This is a genomic window from Adlercreutzia faecimuris, assembly GCF_022669055.1.
GTDB lineage: Bacteria > Actinomycetota > Coriobacteriia > Coriobacteriales > Eggerthellaceae > Enterorhabdus > Enterorhabdus faecimuris.
Genome location: NZ_JAJMLW010000001.1, coordinates 15884 through 34623 on the forward strand (window position 1 = coordinate 15884; position 18740 = coordinate 34623).

At 68.3% G+C, this 18740-nt stretch carries 16 protein-coding genes; 3 read left to right on the plus strand and 13 right to left on the minus strand.

The genetic code is table 11. The annotated features are described in order from the left end of the window. Positions 1–95: 95 nt before the first annotated feature. From LPT13_RS00065 to LPT13_RS00080, 4 genes are all read right to left on the minus strand, one after another. The gene (locus LPT13_RS00065) at positions 96–2138 is read right to left on the minus strand and encodes a GHKL domain-containing protein (RefSeq protein WP_242162307.1); all 2043 of its coding nucleotides are present in this window, start codon (positions 2136–2138) and stop codon (positions 96–98) included. A gap of 33 nt (positions 2139–2171) precedes the next feature. Further along, entirely contained in the window at positions 2172–2900 is a 729-nt protein-coding gene (locus LPT13_RS00070) for a LytR/AlgR family response regulator transcription factor (RefSeq protein ID WP_242162308.1), read from the minus strand. 287 nt (positions 2901–3187) lie between these two features. Beyond that, positions 3188–3772 (minus strand): ribosome biogenesis GTP-binding protein YihA/YsxC, encoded by a 585-nt coding sequence (yihA, locus tag LPT13_RS00075; protein WP_242162309.1) that lies wholly within the window; start codon positions 3770–3772, stop codon positions 3188–3190. Between the two features lie 123 nt (positions 3773–3895). Then, positions 3896–4891, minus strand: a complete 996-nt coding sequence (locus LPT13_RS00080; protein ID WP_242162310.1) for a TDT family transporter — start codon at positions 4889–4891, stop codon at positions 3896–3898. Positions 4892–5086: 195 nt separating this feature from the next. On the opposite strand from LPT13_RS00080, the gene LPT13_RS00085 reads away from it, so the two are divergent. Further along, on the plus strand, positions 5087–5974 hold the full coding sequence (locus LPT13_RS00085) for a LysR family transcriptional regulator (RefSeq protein WP_242162311.1): 888 nt from the start codon (positions 5087–5089) through the stop codon (positions 5972–5974). A 70-nt stretch (positions 5975–6044) separates the two neighbouring features. Here the strand turns inward: LPT13_RS00085 and LPT13_RS00090 are convergent, their stop codons facing one another. From LPT13_RS00090 to LPT13_RS00110, 5 genes are all read right to left on the minus strand, one after another. Further along, positions 6045–6839: a hypothetical protein gene (locus LPT13_RS00090; protein ID WP_242162312.1), complete on the minus strand. Its 795-nt coding sequence runs from the start codon at positions 6837–6839 to the stop codon at positions 6045–6047. A gap of 118 nt (positions 6840–6957) precedes the next feature. After that, the gene (locus LPT13_RS00095) at positions 6958–7899 is read right to left on the minus strand and encodes a VanW family protein (protein ID WP_242162313.1); all 942 of its coding nucleotides are present in this window, start codon (positions 7897–7899) and stop codon (positions 6958–6960) included. A gap of 3 nt (positions 7900–7902) precedes the next feature. Further along, positions 7903–9354 carry a hypothetical protein gene (locus tag LPT13_RS00100; protein ID WP_242164291.1) on the minus strand — a complete coding sequence of 484 codons (1452 nt, stop codon included), beginning with the start codon at positions 9352–9354 and terminating at the stop codon, positions 7903–7905. Between the two features lie 228 nt (positions 9355–9582). Continuing rightward, on the minus strand, positions 9583–11103 hold the full coding sequence (locus tag LPT13_RS00105) for an IMP dehydrogenase (RefSeq protein WP_242162314.1): 1521 nt from the start codon (positions 11101–11103) through the stop codon (positions 9583–9585). A gap of 227 nt (positions 11104–11330) precedes the next feature. Further along, positions 11331–12770 (minus strand): aminopeptidase, encoded by a 1440-nt coding sequence (locus LPT13_RS00110; protein WP_242162315.1) that lies wholly within the window; start codon positions 12768–12770, stop codon positions 11331–11333. Positions 12771–12987: 217 nt separating this feature from the next. Here LPT13_RS00110 and ngr point away from each other — a divergent pair, with 217 nt between their 5' ends. Next, positions 12988–13602 carry a nigerythrin gene (gene ngr, locus LPT13_RS00115; RefSeq protein ID WP_242162317.1) on the plus strand — a complete coding sequence of 205 codons (615 nt, stop codon included), beginning with the start codon at positions 12988–12990 and terminating at the stop codon, positions 13600–13602. A gap of 435 nt (positions 13603–14037) precedes the next feature. Here ngr and LPT13_RS00120 read toward each other — a convergent pair whose 3' ends face one another. Next, positions 14038–14571 carry a metallophosphoesterase family protein gene (locus LPT13_RS00120; protein WP_242162319.1) on the minus strand — a complete coding sequence of 178 codons (534 nt, stop codon included), beginning with the start codon at positions 14569–14571 and terminating at the stop codon, positions 14038–14040. Between the two features lie 507 nt (positions 14572–15078). Here LPT13_RS00120 and LPT13_RS00125 point away from each other — a divergent pair. After that, positions 15079–15777: an NUDIX hydrolase gene (locus LPT13_RS00125; protein WP_242162322.1), complete on the plus strand. Its 699-nt coding sequence runs from the start codon at positions 15079–15081 to the stop codon at positions 15775–15777. A 209-nt stretch (positions 15778–15986) separates the two neighbouring features. Here the strand turns inward: LPT13_RS00125 and LPT13_RS00130 are convergent, their stop codons facing one another. From LPT13_RS00130 to cimA, 3 genes are all read right to left on the minus strand, one after another. Further along, positions 15987–16556 (minus strand): NAD(P)H-dependent oxidoreductase, encoded by a 570-nt coding sequence (locus tag LPT13_RS00130; RefSeq protein ID WP_242162324.1) that lies wholly within the window; start codon positions 16554–16556, stop codon positions 15987–15989. A 105-nt stretch (positions 16557–16661) separates the two neighbouring features. Continuing rightward, complete coding sequence (locus tag LPT13_RS00135) at positions 16662–16949, minus strand: YerC/YecD family TrpR-related protein (protein ID WP_242162326.1); 288 nt, start codon at positions 16947–16949, stop codon at positions 16662–16664. Between the two features lie 6 nt (positions 16950–16955). Then, positions 16956–18677, minus strand: a complete 1722-nt coding sequence (cimA, locus tag LPT13_RS00140) for a citramalate synthase (protein ID WP_242162328.1) — start codon at positions 18675–18677, stop codon at positions 16956–16958. Positions 18678–18740: the final 63 nt, after the last annotated feature.

Here is an 18740-nt window from a genome sequence, read left to right on the forward strand (position 1 = left end):
CGGGGCGCCCGGGCACCGCCAGACGCCGGACGCAAGCCCGCCGACGCCGGGCGGCGCGGCTCGCAGAACCCCATGCCGCCGGTTCGGCCCAATCATCAGGCCCGATGCCCGTCTCGGCCAGCAGAGTCCTCGGCGCGCCTACGAAGCGCCGCGGCCCTCGCCAGCGGAACCTTCGCTGAGCGCCCCCCCCCAGGCGGGTTTTTCGCGGGTCGCTCGTTGATGAGCATGACGGTGGTGCGGAACCAGCAGTCGCCCTCAGCCTCGGCCTTGAACGATCCGCCGTAGCGGCAGGCCAGGCTTCGCAGGATCTGGAGGCCCCAGCCGTGGGACGCCACGGGCAGCTCGCGGTCGGCGAAGGCCACGCGGGGGCGGAGCTCCTCGGCGGAGGCGTCGCCCTCCCCCTCCGCGACCCGGCCGTTCAGCAGGTCGACCATGAGAACGCCCGACACCAGGCACGCCTTGATGGTGATGCGCCGGCACGGCCCCTCCACGACGCGGCAGCTGCGGATGGCGTTGTCCATGAGGTTGGAGAACACGGCGCACAGGTCCACGTCCAAGATGGCCAGATCCTCGGGGACGACGATCTGGCAGTCCACGGGGATGTCCGCGTCCGCGCAGGCGCGCAGCTTCATGGCCATGAGCGCGCCCACCGCGCGGTTCTCGCAGCAGTACTCGTCGGCGGAGTCCATGTTGTCCGCAGCGCGCCGGATCCGCTCAGCCGCCTCGTCCGCCCGGCCCTCCGCAAGCAGCCGCTCCAGGTCGCACAGCACGGCCACGATGTCCTCGCGCATGCCGCGCGCCTCCTCCAGGCCGCTGCGCAGGCGTTCGTAGTACACGCGCTGCAGCTCGCGCTGCTCCTCCAGCAGGCGCACGCGCTCGGCCGCCAGCTCGGACTCGTCGATGGCGGACAGGGCCCGGAACAGCATGACGTCGGCGACGATGCACAGCGCCGCGACCACCCCCACGGCCACAAGCACCCACAGCGGCGGCTGATAGGCCACCGCGTACCACACGAGGAACGAGAGCACGACCAGCTGGCTGAGCGGGAACACGAGCGAGATGAGCGCGCGCCGGCGCGGCGTGCGCAGCACGGCCGCCGTCGGGCGGGCCGGCTTGCGGCGCCACGACACGTCGTCCAAGGCAGAGGCTGCCGGGCCATCGTCCGCATCCCCACCGGCACGCCGCGCCGCCGTGCCGGTGCCCACATCCTCGGCGCCCCGCGCTTCCACGGCCAGCACACCCTCCGCGTCGGCAGCCGCCTCTCCCTCCAGCCCAACGATCTCCACCACGCGCCCCAGCAGCTCGCACACGAAGGCATGCGCCTTGTCCACGGCACCCTGCGCGATGAGCATGAGCGCCACGTTCGCCTGGTTCCTCAGATCATGCCGCACGCGAGCGACAGCGCTTACCTCGCGCTCGACCTCACGATAGCGCGCCAGGTAGTGCGACAGCTCAAGGGCGAGCACCTGGGCGCGCTCGTCCTCACGCACCTTCAGGTTGTAGCGCTCCATGAGCGGGAAGAGGAACGCGTCGGCCACCACGCACGCCGCCGCCACGATCAGGTTGCCCAGCACGATGGGACGGCTCACGTCGCCGGTGACCTCCATGATGCCCACGCTGAACGCGATGAGCAGGTACTGCACCACGATGAACCCGATGAACTGCGCGATGCCGTTGCGCGTGCTGGTGGATCGCAGCCAGCGCTCCACGGCCTCCAAGACCACGAGCAGCCCCATGAGCACCACCAAGTGCAGCAGGTGCGAGGCGATGAAGAAGTCGAGGTTCACGCCTGCTGCGGGCTTCACGGCCAGGTCGGACCCGATGACGTGGCTCCACAGGAACGTGGGCGGTATCTCGGCGATGACGACGACCAGCATGATGAGCACGGAGACGAACAGGCGACGCGGCAGCGGATCGCGGGCGAACACAAGCCAGGGAACCATCATCCCCGCCGTGCCCAGCAGCATCCGCGCCGGCTGCCTCAGAACATCCTGGGCCACGAGGAACGGCAGCACGACAAGCAGGCTTACCAGCCAGTACCAGCCCTTGCGCGGGATGTCCAGCAGGCGCGTGGCGGCATAGATCAGCACCAGCTGACAGGGCAGACCGGTGAGGAAGTTGATGAGGTTCTCTGGCATACGCTCGCTCGACGGAGGGACGATGCCCCTAGCCTACAGCCTTTCCTTCAGGAAGTCCATGAAGGCCTCGCGCGTAGGGCGCGAGCGCTTCTGGCTGATGGGAATGGTGGCGCCGGAGAGCAGGTCGATCTGGTCGCTGCGCATCTCGGCGATCTTCTCCATGTTGACGAGGAAGCTCTTGTGGCACTGCACGAAGGTGCCGGGCAGCTTGCGGGAGATGCCGCCCAGGGACTCGTAGGCCTCGATCACCTGGTCGGCCAGGTGGATGCGCACCTTGCGCCGGTCGCTCTCCACGAACTCGATGTCAGCCGGCAGTACGCGCATGATGCGGCCGCCCACCTTCACGCCGAAGGGACGCGCGATGCGCTCCTCCAGGTTCTCGATGGCCTTGTCGAGCGCATCGGTGAAGTCCTCGGGCTGGAGGGGCTTGGTGAGGAAGTAGACGTGGCTCGTGCGGTAGACCCGCGTGCAATACTCGACGTGGCCCGTGACGTAGATGACCTGGACGCCGGGGCACTGCTGAAGCAGCTTCTGCACGGCGGTGATGCCGTTGCCAGCAGATCCGGCGGAATCCTCGAGCACGACGTCCATGAACACGATGTCCGGAGAGAAGCCGCGGCGCAGACGCTCGTCAAGAGCGGTGAGGCTGGTACAGATCTCCACCTCGAAGGTCTTATGGGTAGGATACTGCTCAAGCATGCGCTCGAGCGCATGCGCTTGCTCTCTGTCGTCATCGACGACCAAGACGCTTACCGTGTTCATACGTTGCTACTCCTGGTGCGACATCCCTTGGGGTACGAAGGCTCTCCCCGCAGGTTCTCCCGATTGTGTCGCCGCCGAGGGCCCCGATTCCCCCGTCTTATTCGACGCGCTGTCCTCTATTGTAGCCAAGCACGAGAAAATGAGTGCGAGACCTGGTTTTGGATGTAACAATCAAGTTCTAAAATGCACTTTCCTACGGCCCTTTGCTGCCCAGCGGCACTGAAAAGCGCATACCCCCCCCCGTACCCTTTTCACGGCAGGTCAGGTAGCCGGGCGCCGCGCTTCGCCTACTCGCCGACTGCCCGGGAAATGAGGGCGCGCAGCTCCTCGATGCCGCCGCCCTTCTCGGCAGAGGTGACCACCACCGGCGTCCCCTTCGGCAGGTCGAGCGCCTTCACGATGACAGCGCGCTGCTTGGCCGCCTGCTGCTTCGAGAGCTTGTCCGCCTTGGTGAGCGCGATGGCGAAGGGGAGCTCGGCCTCCTTCAAGAAGCCCACCATGCCGCGGTCGAGCGCCGAGGGCTCGTGGCGGATGTCGATGAGCGAGACCACCAAGGCGAAGGCGCGCTCCTGGTTGAAGTAGCCGTCGATCAGCTCAGACCAGCGCCCCTTCTCGGACTTGGAGACCTTCGCGTAGCCGTAGCCGGGCAGATCGACCAGGTCGGCGCCGTCCACGTCGTAGAAGTTGATGGTGGCGGTCTTGCCCGGCGTGGACGACACCTTCGCCAGGCCCTTGCGGTACATGAGCTTGTTGAGCAGCGACGACTTGCCCACGTTGGAGCGGCCGGCGAAGGAGACCTCGGGGCCGTTGGAGGGCGGCAGCTGCGCTGAGGTGCCGTAGGCGGCCAGGAAGCGGGCGTTGTGGAAGTTCATGGGGGCTCCTTCGCGAAGGGGTTCGTCGGGCCATTGTACCAACAAACGCGAGGCGGCCCGCGAGCAGGTTCGCGGGCCGCCTCCTATGACAGCGGGCAGGAGCGGGGGATCCCGCCCTCGGGATTAGTTCTCGAAGTTCTCGGCGAAGCGGGCGTTCATCTGCGACTCCTGCACCACGGCAGCAGCCTGCGGATGTTCCACGCGCTCGTAGAAGAAGCGCACGTAGTGGCCGAGCACGAACAGCACCATGATAGCCGCGAACGCCGTCTCCAGGCCGATGAGCACCTGAAGCGCCTCGGGGAAGGGCAGCGCCACGCCAGCGCCGGTCAGGAAGGCCACGCCCTTGGAGAGCGCCGTGGCCGAGATGACGAAGGGGAACGTCATCGCCGCGAAGCTGGGGTAGAACTTGAGGGCCACCAGCTTGGGCAGGCGCGTCAGCACCATCGCGAACAGCGCCTGGGCCAGCACCATGAGCACGCCCACGAACACCGGGTTGGGGTTGGGCGAGGTGGACAGGTAGCCCACGAGCGACAGGCTCATCGGCGCCGCGTAAATGCAGAACAGCGGACGAGCAGGCTCGGGGATCTCATGGCGCAGGTAGCGAAGGGTGACCACAGCCAGCAGCACGGCATAGCAGGCAAAGCCCAGCCAGAACAGGCCGTAGCCCAGCGACTCCATGCTGAACGCCGGAGAGGTGACCGACGCCACGATGATGCCCACGTAGCAGATGAAGTAGGTGGGAAACACCTCATGCAGCTTGAAGCGGCGAATGAAGCGGAAGCTGAACCACACCATGAGAGACAGGTGCGCCGCCACCGCGCAGATCCACAGCCCGAAGGCGGGAACGATGGCCACGGGCGCCAGGTAGCCCGCCAGCTGCATGAGGGCCATGAACAGGGTGGCCGACACGCTGGCCAGGATGGAGTTGTGCAGGTCATCGCGGATCATCGAGGGAAACAGCACGATCTTCGCCGCCAGCAGGCTCACCAGGGCCAGGGCCAGCAGGCCGCACACGCCATGGGCAATCTCGGTGTAGGGCTGGAGCAGGTTGCCCAGGGCCGCCAGGCCAAGGGCCACGCCCGCCGTGGGGATGGGGACCTTCTTTATCAGCTCGCGCATTGGCCGCCTTTCATACGGGTATAGACAAGCGTTCAGACCACGCGCCGCCGGTGGAGGACGCAGCGGCGCGCAGGAGCGTGGTGAAGTCATTCTGCCATCCAGTATACCAAATGAAAACTAATGAGTTTTTATCTATCGATAAGATAGTTTTATGATACGGTGACGACGGCCAGGAGAACGAGAAGGGAGGCGCCCGTGCAGGACTTCCGCGTAAGGACCTTCCTCACGGTGTGCCGCACCCTCAACTACACGCGCGCCGCCGAGGAGCTCCACATCACCCAGCCCGCCGTCTCCCAGCACATCGCCTACCTCGAGAAGGAATACGGCGCCGACCTGTTCACCTATCGGCGCAAGAAGCTCGAGCTGACGAAGGCCGGCCTCGTGCTGCGTGACGCGCTCTCCACCATGGCCCACGACGAGTCCATGCTCCGCGAGCGCGTGAGCGCCTTGGCGTCGGGCTCGGCCGTGGAGCTGAGCATCGGGATGACGCTCACGGCTGGCGAGTATCTGGCCGCCGCCCCCCTGGCGGAGTACCTGGCCGCGCGGCCCGACATCCGCGCCACCGTGCGCTCGGGCGGCACGCGCCGTCTCATCGAGCTGCTCGACGCCGGCACGGTGGACTGCGCCTTTGTGGAGGGCCTCTTCGACAAGAGCGCGTATGAGTGGGACGTATTCCGCACCGAGCGGCTCATCTGCGTCTGCGCCGCCGGCCACCGGTTCGCCCGGGAGCCGCAGACAGTGGAGGACCTGCTGGGCGAGCGCCTCGTCACCCGCGAGCCGGGCTCGGGCACCCGCGCCGTGCTCGACCACGCCCTGGCCGCGCGCAACCTCTCCATCGAGGGGTTCGCCGACACGCTCATCGCCGAGAGCCTGGGCGTCATCAAGGTGATGGTCGCCCACGACCTGGGCGTGGCGTTCCTTTACGAGGCCGCCGTGCAGCGCGAGCTGCAGGAGGGCTCGCTCAAGGAGGTGCCCCTGGCCGGCCCGCCCATCCAGCACGACATCGCCTTCATCCGCCTGAAGGGCAGCGCCTTCGAACCCGAGCTCCAAGCGCTCTTCGACGCCCTGCGGGAACGCTCCTAGCCCCCCCAGACGCAAGAGGGGCCCGACCAGACGGCCGGGCCCCTCGCATCAGCGATGCCTTGGCGTCGCGCTACTCGTCCACGCTCATGGTCAGGGACAGCAGGGCGTCATGGGCAGCCGCCTGCTCGACCAGATCGCGGGTGAGAATGACGCCGCGGGCAGCGGCGAACACGCCGTCGGCGCTGGCCACGTCCTCAGTGAGGGTCTTGCCGATGAGGAATTCCACCAGCTGCGCATCCTCCTCGGAGAGCTCGAGGGCCTCCTCCGCAACGGCGGCCTCCGCGAAGTCCTCCACGATCTCGTCCTCGACCGCCAGGGCAGCCACGTCGTCGGCCAGCAGCACGTCGTCGGCCACCGGCTCGTCAGCCGCGACCGCGGCCGCAGGCTCGCCGCTCTCGCGCAGCTCGGCAGCCGTCTTGGCGCCGTCGTCGACGAAGACGAACTCGGGGGCGAAGAACACGAAGGCATCAGCCGCGAACACCGTGCCATCGTCGAGGGTGAGGCTGGTGACGGTGCCGTACACCGGGTCGAAGGCGTAGGTGGCCACGACGCCCAGCTTGTTGCCGGTGCGGGTGTAGGCCTCGGCGCCGATGAGCGCGAAGCCGTCGCCGATGAGGGCCTGGGCCTGCGGGTCGGACGCCGCCAGGAAGTCCTCGCGCGACTGGACGGTGATGAACGTGTCGCCGACGGCGATCACGTTGGCGAAGGGCAGCACAAGCGGGGTGTTGGTGGTGGCGTTGGAGACGATGTAGTGGCCGACGGCCAGGGTATCGCAGTCAACGCGCAGCTCGCGCATCTTGCCGAGCACCTTGCGGTCATCCAGGCCGACGATGCTGCGAGTGAGTATGGATTCGTTGGTTTCCATGGTGGCTCTTTCTCCCAATGATGGACGACGGTGGCCGCAGGCGCGGCGTTGGTGCCCGCATTTCGCGCGCTTGGCCCATTGTATACGAAACGATGCCCGCCCGGGGAGGGAAGCAGCGCTATTTGCTGGGCTCCACGCTTCCCTCGGCGAGGGTGACCGTGGAGGAGTCGTCCACCAGGTAGATGTCGCTTGAGAGCAGGTCACGCGTGGTGCGCACGCCGTCCTGGTAGTACACGCGGAACGACTCGGAGATGTAGTACTGGCGCAGCTCGCCCTCGGCGTCCTTCTTCTCATAGCGATCCACCACGCGCGAGGTGGCATCCACGGTGACGCCCTCGGGCAGCGGGTCGCCGACGATGGTCACGTCCACCGTCTGGCCGACGGCCTTGGCGTAGATGGTGATGTCGTGCTCGGTGTTGTTGCGGATGCGCAGGTCGATCTGGCCGTAGACGATGGTGGCGTCCAGGCCGATGGGCGCGTAGTCCGACACGACGGAATGGGGATGACGCTCGACGATGTCCAGGTCGGCCTTGACGGCCGCGATGTAGAGGGCGGTGGACACCTGGCAGATGCCGCCGCCATCGCCGACGGCCACCTTGCCGTTGCGGATGACGGGAGCCTCCTGGTAGCCGCGCTCGGCGGAGCTGTCGCCCACCACCTCGTTGAACGAGAAGACGCCGCCGGGCTCGATGACCACGCCGTCGATGGCGTCGGCCGCCAGGCGGATGTTCTGGGCCCGCGCCGCGTCCTCGCTCTGGGAGATGGCCTGGTACTGGCCGATGATCTGCTGCTCGGGGGCCTCAGGCTCCTCCGGGGCATCGGGAGCGGGCGCGGGAGCCTCCTCCGGCGGCGCAGCGGCAAGGGCCTCGGCGGCCTGGTCGTTAGTCATCCACAGCACCGGGTTGCCGAAGGCCATGCAGGCCGAGACGGCCAGGGAGCAGAGCACCACCACGGGCAGCGCCGCCCAAGAGGCCCGGTAGGACGGAGGCATCTCAGGACGGCGGCGCGGAGCGGGCGCCCGCCGGTCAACGCGCTGATCGGGGCGGGCGTGGGCTGCCATGGCCTACCCCATCCTCTCGACTGCGTCCAGCTTCATGCGCTCGACGCGGGTGAGCACGCTCGATTGGCGCAGCTCCGCGGCGACTGCACGGGCCTTGTCCCCATCGCCTGCCTTGACGTAGCAGGCCAGCTCGTCGAAGCGGGCGCGGCGGGCCTCTTCGGGCGTCGGCGCCGCGGCGGCGGCCTCTGCGAAGAGGCGCGCGGCAATGGGGTACACGCCGCGCTCGCGCAGCGACTGCGCCTTAGCGCAGAAGCCGTCGTAGGACGAGGACGCGGCAGGGGTCGGCTCGGGGGTCGCGGCGGGCGCCGCGATGACGGCCGACTCGGGCATGGGAACCGCGATGGCAGCCGGCTCGGGCATGGGCATGGGCACGGGCTCGGGCGCGGGCACGGCGACCGGCTCAAGCTCAGGGGTCGCAGCGGGCTCCGGCTCGGGGGCGGGAACGGGCTCCGGCTCGGGGGCGGGAACGAACGCCGGCTCGGGGGCGGGAACGAACGCCGGCTCGGGCTCCAGAGCGAGCTCAGGCTCAGGCACCACGATAGGCTCGGGCTCGGCGATGCCGGCGGGCTCCGAAACGAAGGCGGGCTCCACGGCAGGCGCCTCCTCCGGCGTGCGGGCGACCGCGAATTCCGGCTCGGGCTCAGAGGCAGGCTCCACCTCAGGCGCGAACGAGAATGCCTCCCACGTCGACTCGGAAGGCATCGCGGGCTCCGGCTCGGGGGTAGGGACGAACGCCGGCTCGGGCTCGCGCACCGGCTCGGGCTCGAATGCGATGACGGGCTCCGCCAGCTCGAGCTCCTCTTCCTCCGGCTCAGCATCAACCGGCACGAAGGGCGAGGCCACGAACGGGATCCCCTCCGCGGCCTCGAGCTCTGCGGCCTCCGGGGCAGCAGCCTCCTCCAGGGCGCGGCGACGCTCCTCCTGCTCCTCGGCGAGCGGGCGCAGGTCGATCATGTTGACCTTCTCCGCCGGAACCACCTTGGTGGTGGTGAGGTCGGCAAAGGGAAGCGATATCGTGGCGGGCGTGGGCTTGCCGTGGGCGGGCTTCGAGGGCTTGGTCGCCTTAGGGGCGGTGCGCTTAGTGGGCCTCTTCGGCTCGACCACCGGCTTGACCAGCGGCTCGACCGCCTCTTCCGTGGCAGATTCCTCCGCAGCGCGGGCCTTGGCGGCCTCGTCTGCGCGCTTGCGGCGACGCGTCTTGTCAGCCGCCTCGGTCATCCCCACGTAGACGGCCACGGGGACGACGATGCAGGCCACGGCGAACAGCGGGGCGGTCCACCGCTGCGAGAACGCGATGGCAACCAGAAAGAACAGGATCACCACAAGGGTCACGCCGCCGAGCGATCCGATGACGGCACGGCGCTGGGAGCCAGGCGGGCTCAGACGAATGCCCACCACCAGGCCGATGACCACGACCAGGGCCATCAGCGCGATGCCGATCCACGAGTTCTGCATGTCACCTCCCCACACGAAAAAGAGCAGACTGAAGCAATTATCCTATCGAAACCTGGAGTATACCACCAAGGCCCCGTTCGCAAGGGGTGATCAGGGCATCTCACGGCTTCTCACCAGCAAAACGCACAGTTTTCTCCCCAAGACGCAGGAAGGGCCCCGTCACCGGGGCCCTTCGGAAGCGCGACCGTGCCGCGGGGCACACCGTCAGGCGCGCTCCGCCCTCCTGCGCTAGCGCGTGTTGGAGACGTAGGGCGTCTTGTCCTTCAGCAGGACGTCGTGGGCGCCGCCCTCCACGATGGACGTAGCGCTGACCAGGGTCAGCTTCGCCTTGTCCTGGAACTCGGGGATGGTGAGCGCGCCGCAGTTGCACATGGTGGACTTCAGCTTGAGCAGCGTCACGTCCACGTTGTCCTTGAGGCTGCCGGCGTAGGGCACGTAGGAGTCCACGCCCTCCTCGAAGGTGAGGGCCTTCTTCTTGCCGCCCAGGTCGTAGCGGGCCCAGTTGCGGGCGCGGGCGCTTCCCTCGCCCCAGTATTCCTTCATGTAGGTGCCGTTCACCATCACCTTGTTGGACGGGCTCTCGTCGAAGCGGGCGAAGTAGCGGCCCAGCATCACGAAGTCGGCGCCCATGGCCAGGGCGAGCGAGATGTGGTGGTCGTACACGATGCCGCCGTCGGAGCAGATGGGCACGTAGATGCCGGTCTCGCGGAAGTACTCGTCGCGGGCCTTCGCCACCTCGATGGTGGCTGTGGCCTGGCCGCGGCCGATGCCCTTGGTCTCGCGGGTGATGCAGATGGAGCCGCCGCCGATGCCGATCTTGATGAAGTCGGCGCCCGCGTCAGCCAGGAAGCGGAAGCCCTCGGCATCCACCACGTTGCCCGCGCCGATCTTCACCGCGTCGCCGTAGTGCTCGCGCACCCACTCGATGGTCATCTTCTGCCAGTCGGAGAAGCCCTCGGAGCTGTCGATGCACAGGATGTCAGCGCCGGCCTCCACGAGCGCGGGGATGCGCTCGGCGTAGTCGCGCGAGTTGATGCCGGCGCCCACCATGTAGCGCTTATGGCCGTCGAGCATCTCGTTGGGATTGGACTTGTGGGAGTCGTAATCCTTGCGGAACACGAGGCTGACCAGGCGATCGTCGGCGTCCACCACCGGCAGGGAGTTGAGCTTGTGCTCCCAGATGATGTCGTTGGCGTCCTTGAGGGACACGCCGTCCTGGGCCACGATGAGCTTCTCGCGCGGGGTCATGAAGTCGGCCACCTTCTCGGTGAGCTCCATGCGGGAAAGGCGGTAGTCGCGCTCGGTCACCACGCCGAGCAGCTTGCCGTGGGCCGTGCCATCCTCGGTGACGGGCATGGTGGAGTGACCGTGCTCGTCCTTGAGGCGCACCACGTCATCCAGGGTCATGTCGGGCGAGAGGTTGGCGTCGGAGGTGACGAAGCCGGCCTTGAAGTCCTTGACGCGGGCCACCATGGCCGCCTCGTCGGCGATGGACTGGTTGCCGTAGATGAACGAGAGGCCGCCCTCGGTGGCCAGGGCCACGGCCATGCGGTCGTCAGAGACAGCCGCCATGATGGCGGACACCATGGGGATGTTGAGGGAAAGCGGGCACTCCTCCTCGCCCTTGCGGTACTTCACCAGGGGCGTCTTCAGGCTCACCGCGGCCGGCACGCAATCGGCGGGCGTGTGCCCGGGCACCAGCAGGTACTCGTTGAACGTACGGGACGGCTCGTCGAAATAGAATGCCATGCGTGCTCTCCTTCTTTCCTTCTTGTGGCCTCTGACCCGCCGAAACGCTCGTCGGGGGCGCGCGGCGCGATAGGTTGAGTGCATTATAGTCGGCGAAACCCCAGGTCGCCCGTTATATCAGAAAAACGGCGGAATCTGCCGGCCTCCCGCGCGGCGGCCGCCCGCCGCGGCGGTGGAGGGCGGCGACGCGGCGGGAGGCGACAGTGGGCGGCAGCCAGCGGCGCCCCCTAGGCGTTGCGCAGGAAGGCCTCGTAGCCGCGGCGTGCCTCGTACACGTCGGCCTTGCTCGTGACCTCCCACGGCGCGTGCATCGACAGCACCGGCACGCCCGAGTCGATGACGTCCATGCCGTACTTGGCGGGGATGTAGGCGATGGTCCCGCCGCCGCCCGCGTCCACCTTCCCCAGCTCGGCGGTCTGGAAGCTGACGCCGGCGTCGTCCATCACGCGGCGCACCCGGGCCATGTACTCGGCGCGCGCGTCGTTCGATCCGCTCTTGCCGCGGGCGCCCGTGTACTTGTTGAAGACGAGGCCGCGGCCGAGGAAGGCGGCGTTCTTGGCCTCGAAGACGCTGGCGTAGGCGGGGTCGAAGCCGGCGGACACGTCCGAGGACAGCATCGACGAGGCGGCCAGCGCGCGGCGCAGGGGCAGCGCGCCCTCCTCGCCGGCGAGCGCCATGGCCTCGGCGACGGTGTTCTCGAAGAACTGCGACGCCATGCCCGTGGCGCCGACCGAGCCGATCTCCTCCTTGTCGACCAGCACGGTGACGGCCGCCTTCGACGGCACCTCGTCGGCGAGCGCCAGCTGGGCCACGAGCGACGTGTAGGCGCAGACGCGGTCGTCCTGGCCGTAGCCGATGATCATGGAGCGGTCGAAGCCCAGGTCGCGGGCGCGACCGGCGGGCACGACCTCCAGCTCGGCAGAGAGGAAGTCCTCCTCGGCGATGCCGTACTTGTCGGCCAGCAGGCCCAGAACGAGCTGCTTGACGGGCTCCTTGGCGGGCGTGGCGGGAGCGCCGGCGGGGACGGGGGCGCTCGCGTCAGCGGCCGGGGCGGCGTCTGTCAGGGGGCGGTTGCCGACGAGAACGTCGAGGTCCTCGCCCTCGACCACCTTCGCCCCCTTCTTGTCCATCTGCTGCGACCCCAAATGCGGCAGCAGGTCGGTCACGCAGAAGACGGGATCGGCTGGGTCCTCACCGATGTTCACGTCCACCACCGTGCCGTCGGTCTTGGCCACCACGCCGTGCAGCGCCAGGGGCAGCGCCGTCCACTGGTAGTTCTTGATGCCGCCGTAGTAGTGGGTGTCGAGCAGCGCGAAGTCGTGCGCCTCGTAGAGCGGGTTCTGCTTGATGTCGAGGCGCGGCGAGTCGACGTGCGCGCCCAGGATCCGCATGCCGGCGGAGATCGGCTGCTCGCCCAGCTGCATCAGGATGAGCGCCTTGCCGTGGGCGTCGGCCCACACCTTGTCGCCGGCCGCGAGCGCGCGGCCCTCGGCCACGGCCTCGGCCAGCGGGCGGTAGCCGGCCGCCTCGGCCAGGGCGATGGAGGCCGCCACGCACTCGCGCTCGGTCTTGTTGTCGGATATGAAGTCGATGTAGTCGGCGGCCAGGGCCTCGACGGCCTCGCGGTCGGCCTCGGCGTACTTCTTCCAGGCGGATTCTCGTTCCATGGGTGCCTTCCTCTCGTCGCCCGGCGGCGCCCTCGGCAGCCGCCTCGTCGTTCGCCGACCATTATCCCTATCTCTGTGCGGGTTTTGTCAACAAATGGAAAAAGCACCCGGGGCACGCGTTCCCCGGCGGCGGGGGCGCGCCTATAATAGTCGATCGTACGCGATGCGACGGCCGCCCGGCCGCCGCGCGTTTTCCGGAGAACGAAGGAGTTCCGTCATGACCATGAAGATCCGCGCTGAGATCCCCACCCCCGCGAACAGCACCAACTTCGACATCGTGCCCGACAGCGTCACCGAGGTCGGCTCCACGCTCGACAACCTGAAGGCCGCCGTCATGGGCGAGACCGGCGCGTCCGCCAAGTACGCCGCCTTCGCCGAGGCCGCCCGTGCCCAGGGCTACGAGCAGATCGCCCGCCAGTTCGAGGCCACCTCGGCCGCCGAGCAGATCCACATCGGGCTGGAGGCCGCGCTCATCCAGGCCGTCGAGCCGGATTACGTGCGTCCCGAGGCCCCGCAGATGGAGGGCATCCAGACCGACCTGAACCTCATCTCCGGCGCGCTGGGCGAGATCTACGAGACCTCCGACATGTACCCGTCCTTCATCGTGAAGGCCCAGGAGGAGGGCGAGACCAAGGCCGTGCAGGTGTTCACCCGCGCCAAGCTGGCCGAGTCGGTGCACGCCGAGCTGTACCTGGACGCCTACAACAACATCGACGCCGAGGACGACCGCGCCTTCTACCTGTGCCCCATCTGCGGCTACATCCACAAGGGCGACGACTTCGAGAAGTGCCCCATCTGCTTCTGCCCGAAGGATAAGTTCCAGGTCTTCTAAGCCGCTGCGAACAACCGCGAGAAGCTGCGAGCAACTGCAACGCGCCGAGAGCCGCCCCCAGGGGCGGCTCTCTTGCTGTTTGGCGAGGTCGAGTGCGGTAGTTTGCTTAGGGAAACTTTTGTGCCGCGAAAGAACGACCTGCGGGAAGAGAGCGGGAGAAGAGAGGGAGCGCGAGAGGGGCGTGCGCGGAAGCGCGCGACGGAAACCGTGCGAAAACGCGGAACAAATGTTTCACGTGAAACATTTTGCAGGGGGCAACCGCCAGGCTGAGCACGCAGAAGCATAACCCGCGGAGGCTGGCGAAAGACAGGCGCGCGAGCGCCAGGCGGAAAGCGTCTGAACGCGCAGAACAAATGTTTCACGTGAAACATTCTGTGGCGGACAAGGTACGAACAGAGCCCGCGAAAACGGCGCCGCAATCGAAAAGCCAGCGGGCTACGGGCGGGGCGGGGGCCACTCGAGGAGGCTCTCGCCCTCCAGCGACTCGATGCGGGCGTCGAGGATGCGGCCGTCATCGACGCGCACCCGCGCGATGGCGCGCGGGAAGCCGCCGCGCGGGCGAAAGGCCGACCCGGGGCACAGCAGCAGCGTGGCGGGGCGCACGTCCCTCCCCCACTCCAGCTTCGGCACGTGGGTGTGGCCGTGGATGCAGAGGTCGGGCAGCGGATCCCCCGGCGCGAGCGCGGCGCTGCCGGCCGCCGTGACGCGCACGTCGCGCGGGTAGTGCGCCACGAGGAGGCGTACCCCCTCGATAGAGGGCCGCGCGAAGCGACCCACCGTCTCGCCGTATTCCGGGAAGTCGTTGTTGCCCAGCACGGCCGTCACCGGGGCGAGCGTCTCCAGCTCGCGCAGGATGGCAGGGTCGCCGATGTCGCCCGCGTGAACGATATGGTCCACGTCCGCCAGCGCCGCGTAGGCGCGCGGGTCGAGCCGCCCGTGGGTATCCGATATGATGCCGATCGTCTTCATGGCTCCATAGTAGCAAAACCCACCCCCACGCCCAAACCCACTCGCGCGCACGCCCCTGCGCCCAGGGCGCCCCACAACGTGCGCCCTGCCGTGTGTGCCGCGCCCCACACGCACCCCCTCCACGCCGCACCCTCGCACGCCCCGCGCCTTGTGGCGGGCGCAAAATGTTTCACGTGAAACATTCGTACTTGTTTTTGCCGGGATGACACCGGATTCCGCGCGTTTTTCAACTCCCCGGTTACATGCGTGACGCTGAAATAATGAAAAGGTGACGCAGGGGTAACTGCGCGGCCGTGCGGCTGGCGTCCTCGCGCGGGGCTCGTATACTGCTAATCAGCAGATGACAAGAGAACAAAAACACTTTCCTTTCCTCCTTCTCTCCTGCGAGCGCCGGGCCTCCCCTTACCGGCACTCAACCGAATCGGCGGCTCCCCCCAGGCCGCCCTTTCGGCGTTTACGGCGCCTTTCGCAGATCGGCAGAGCGGAGGACGCACGATAGGAGTCACCATGGAAAACAACAGCGCCGACCAGAGGAAATCGCCAAATCTGCCCCAATTTCGGGACATACAGATGGTCAGCGACGGCTGGATCAAGAAGTACCTGCTGACCTACGAGATGCCTGACGGCTCGGAGTACCGCTACGAGAGCGTCTCGCGCAAGGGAATCGACGCCTACCGCGCGCAGCTGCTGGGCAACGCCGCGGGCGAGGCGCCCGAGCCGGACGCCGTCTGCATCGTGCCCGTGCTGCCCGACGACAGCCTGCTGCTCATCCGCGAGTTCCGCTATCCCGTGAATGCCCAGGTCATCGCCTTCCCCGCCGGGCTCATCGAGCCGAGCGAGACGCTCGCGGCCTGCGTCGACCGCGAGCTGCGCGAGGAAACCGGCTACCGCCTGCGCCGCAACTTCGACCGCGACCCGCTCATGCCGCTGCCGCAGTCAGGCTACTCGTCGGTCGGCATGGCCGAGGAAAACGTGCGCGTGGTCATCGCCTACGTCGAGCCCGACGGCGACGCCCAGCCGGGCGAGACGGAGTTCATCGAGCGCTTCACGCTCACCCGCGACGAGGTGGGGCCGTTCCTCGACACCAACCGCGAGCTCATCGGCACGCGCTGCCAGCTGCTCCTGGAGGCGGTGCGGCGCACCAACGTCCTGCGCAAGCGCCTCGCCCTGATGCAGAACCCCCTGCGCAGCGAGGATTTCGCCTAAGAGATTAAGGGGAAGGGTGGCGCCCCGCACCGGCCGGCCGCGCGAGTGCGCCGGACGGCCGCCACGGACAAGCACGTCCTCGGCCGGCTTCCGAGAGCGGGAGCCGAGCCGGAGGGCAGAGGTGCAAGGGATACACGGCCGCGGGCCCGATGTTTCACGTGAAACATCGGGCCCGCTTGGTTGATTGCTTGGTCGCCGGCTGCGCCGGGTTAGCGGGTGGCCTTTAGCTGGGCGAGGGTTTGACGGGCGGCGTTGAGCTGGGCTTCGACGTCGGTGCCCACCACGTCGAGGTTCTCGGCGGCGGCGAAGCGCGTCTCGGGGATGCCGAACATGCGGGCAATGCCGCAGAGGTAGTCGTAGCCCAGATTGGCGCCGGCCACGCTGCCGCCGCAGGTGGTGATGTAGGTGAGGTGGCGCGCCCGGCAGGTGCCCTCGCAGCGCGCGTCATCGGTATAGTGGAACGTGACGTCGCACACGCTCACGTGCTCGATGTAGACCTTGAGCGCCGCGGGGAACGACAGGTCCCAGTAGGGCGCGCCGATGACGATCTCGTCGGCCTCGGCGAACTGCTTGGACAGATCGAAGATCGGGTCATCGAAGACGCCAGCCTTCTCCAGCTGGGCGCGGTAGGCCACCGACTCGGCGTAGAACGGCTCGAGGCGCAGCTGGCCCAGGTTCACCTCCTGCACGTCGTCGATGCCCTCCAGGTACTCGCGGCACAGCTCGAGGGTGCGCGACTCGTCATCGCGCAGGCAGGCGTTCACGAACAGCACGGTCATGGGGTTCTCCTTCGGTCGGGACGCCACGCGAGGGGCGCGGCGACGGAATGCGGGTGGTACGGACGGCGCGGCGCGAGCGCGAGTGCGCAGCGGGGCGCGGGCAGGCTAGTCGGCTTCCAGCACGTCGAGGGCGGCGCGGTAGCCGCCGCTGCCGTAGCTCAGGCACTTGGACACGCGCGCGATGGTGGTGGCCGACGCGCCGGTCAGCTCCTCGATGGCGGCGTAGGACTTCCCCGCCGCCAGCAGGCGGGCCACGGCCAGGCGCTGGGAGGTCTCGCGGATCTCGCGGATGGTGAAGAGGTCTTCCAGCAGGGCGAACACGGTGTCCTCGTCGTCGAGGGAGGCCAGTACCCTCAGCAGGTCGTCAACGTCCTTCGTGCGAATGTCGCTCATGGCAGGTCACTCCTCGGAGGTAGCGGGACGGGCGGAATCGGCGGCGGCCGGGGCGGCAGCTGCGCCAGCAGACGCGGGAGGCGCGGCGGGTGCGGCAGCCGGGCAGGCGGCCGAGCCGGCGGGCGCGGCGGGCCCGGCGGCGCGGCGGGCAGCGCGCACGAGGCCGTACTCGATGGAATCGACGAGCGCGTTCCACGACGCCTCGATCACGTTCTCGGACACGCCCACCGTGCCCCAGGTGCCAAAGGCGTCGGCGGAGGTGATGGTCACGCGGGTGATGGCGTCGGTGCCCTGGCTCTCGTCGAGCAGGCGCACCTTGTAGTCGACCAGATCCATGGCCGCCACCTGGGGGTACGACTCGATGATGGTGGGGCGCAGCGCGTTGTCGAGCGCGCCGACGGGGCCGGCGCCCTCGCCGGTGGACACGAAGCGCCGCTCGCCCACGTGGATCTTCACGGTGGCCTCGGACATGGCGTCCTTGGCCAGCGCGCCGGTGTCCTCATGGTCGTCCACGATGACCCGGAAGCTCTCGAGCGTGAAGGCGGGGCGGTAGTCGCCCAGATGCCGCATGAGCAGCAGCGCGAGCGAGCCGTCGGCCACCTCGTAGGAGTAGCCGGCCGCCTCGCGGCGCTTGATGTCGTCGAGCACGGCCTGCACGTCCACCGCGGCGCCCTCTAGGTCGAACCCGAGCGAGGCCGCCTTCTGCACGAGCGACGCCTTCCCCGCCAGCTCGCTCACGAGCATGCGGGCGCGGTTGCCCACCGCCTCGGGCCGCGCGTGCTCGTAGGCCTCGGGGAAGCGCGCGATGGCACTGGCGTGCAGCCCGCCCTTGTGGGCGAAGGCCGACGCCCCGGTGTAGGGGTGATGCGCCGGCAGCGACACGTTGCAGAGCTCGGCCACGTACTGGGCGACGCCCGTCAGGTCGCGCAGGCGCTCGGGCCCCACGCAGCGGGCGCCCATCTTCAGCTCCAGATCGGCGATGGCAGTGAGCAGATCGGTGTTGCCCACGCGCTCGCCGATGCCGTTGACGGTGCCCTGTACCTGAGTGACGCCGGCGCGCACGGCCGCCAGGGTGTTGGCCACCGCGCAGCCGGAGTCGTTATGGCAGTGGATGCCGAGCGCCTGGCCCGGCAGGGCGGCCGCGACGGCGCGCACGGCCTCCTCCACCTCGAAGGGCAGCGCGCCGCCGTTGGTCTCGCACAGGTCGAGCGAGTCGGCGCCGGCCTCCGAGGCGGCACGCAGGCACGCCAGGGCGTAGGCGGAGTTGGCCTTGTAGCCGTCGAAGAAGTGCTCGGCGTCGAAGACGACGTGGCGGCCGGCGGCCTTCAGGTAGGCCACCGAGTCGGCGATCATGCGCAGGTTCTCGTCAAGCGAGGTCTGCAGCGCGCGCGTGACCTGGGCATCCCACGTCTTCCCCACGATGGTCACCACGGGAGCGCCGCAGGCCAGCAGGTCGGCCAGCCCCGCGTCGTCAGCCGCGGCGACGCCCTTCTTGCAGGTCGATCCGAAGGCGGCTATCCGCGCGTGGGCCAGGGGCATCGCGCTCACCTGGCGGAAGAACGCGATGTCCTTGGGGTTGGACGCGGGGAAGCCGCCCTCGATGAAGTCGATGCCGAAGGCGTCGAGCCGCTCGACGATGCGCAGCTTGTCCTCGAGCGAGAGCGCGATGCCCTCGCACTGCTCGCCGTCGCGCAGCGTGCTGTCGTAGGTGTAGATGCGCAATCCCATGCATTCCTTCCTGCATCTTCTGCCTTGTTCGCCCAAGGAAGTCAGCGAGAGCCCGTACGGTGC

Excerpts from the sequence above, each read along its gene's own strand:
- LPT13_RS00065 (WP_242162307.1), bottom strand. The coding sequence starts at position 2,138 with ATGCCAGAGAACCTCATCAACTTCCTCACCGGTCTGCCCTGTCAGCTG.
- LPT13_RS00070 (WP_242162308.1), bottom strand. The coding sequence starts at position 2,900 with ATGAACACGGTAAGCGTCTTGGTCGTCGATGACGACAGAGAGCAAGCG.
- yihA (WP_242162309.1), bottom strand. The coding sequence starts at position 3,772 with ATGAACTTCCACAACGCCCGCTTCCTGGCCGCCTACGGCACCTCAGCG.
- LPT13_RS00080 (WP_242162310.1), bottom strand. The coding sequence starts at position 4,891 with ATGCGCGAGCTGATAAAGAAGGTCCCCATCCCCACGGCGGGCGTGGCC.
- LPT13_RS00090 (WP_242162312.1), bottom strand. The coding sequence starts at position 6,839 with ATGGAAACCAACGAATCCATACTCACTCGCAGCATCGTCGGCCTGGAT.
- LPT13_RS00095 (WP_242162313.1), bottom strand. The coding sequence starts at position 7,899 with ATGGCAGCCCACGCCCGCCCCGATCAGCGCGTTGACCGGCGGGCGCCC.
- LPT13_RS00100 (WP_242164291.1), bottom strand. The coding sequence starts at position 9,354 with ATGCAGAACTCGTGGATCGGCATCGCGCTGATGGCCCTGGTCGTGGTC.
- LPT13_RS00105 (WP_242162314.1), bottom strand. The coding sequence starts at position 11,103 with ATGGCATTCTATTTCGACGAGCCGTCCCGTACGTTCAACGAGTACCTG.
- LPT13_RS00110 (WP_242162315.1), bottom strand. The coding sequence starts at position 12,770 with ATGGAACGAGAATCCGCCTGGAAGAAGTACGCCGAGGCCGACCGCGAG.
- ngr (WP_242162317.1), top strand. The coding sequence starts at position 12,988 with ATGACCATGAAGATCCGCGCTGAGATCCCCACCCCCGCGAACAGCACC.
- LPT13_RS00120 (WP_242162319.1), bottom strand. The coding sequence starts at position 14,571 with ATGAAGACGATCGGCATCATATCGGATACCCACGGGCGGCTCGACCCG.
- LPT13_RS00125 (WP_242162322.1), top strand. The coding sequence starts at position 15,079 with ATGGAAAACAACAGCGCCGACCAGAGGAAATCGCCAAATCTGCCCCAA.
- LPT13_RS00130 (WP_242162324.1), bottom strand. The coding sequence starts at position 16,556 with ATGACCGTGCTGTTCGTGAACGCCTGCCTGCGCGATGACGAGTCGCGC.
- LPT13_RS00135 (WP_242162326.1), bottom strand. The coding sequence starts at position 16,949 with ATGAGCGACATTCGCACGAAGGACGTTGACGACCTGCTGAGGGTACTG.
- cimA (WP_242162328.1), bottom strand. The coding sequence starts at position 18,677 with ATGGGATTGCGCATCTACACCTACGACAGCACGCTGCGCGACGGCGAG.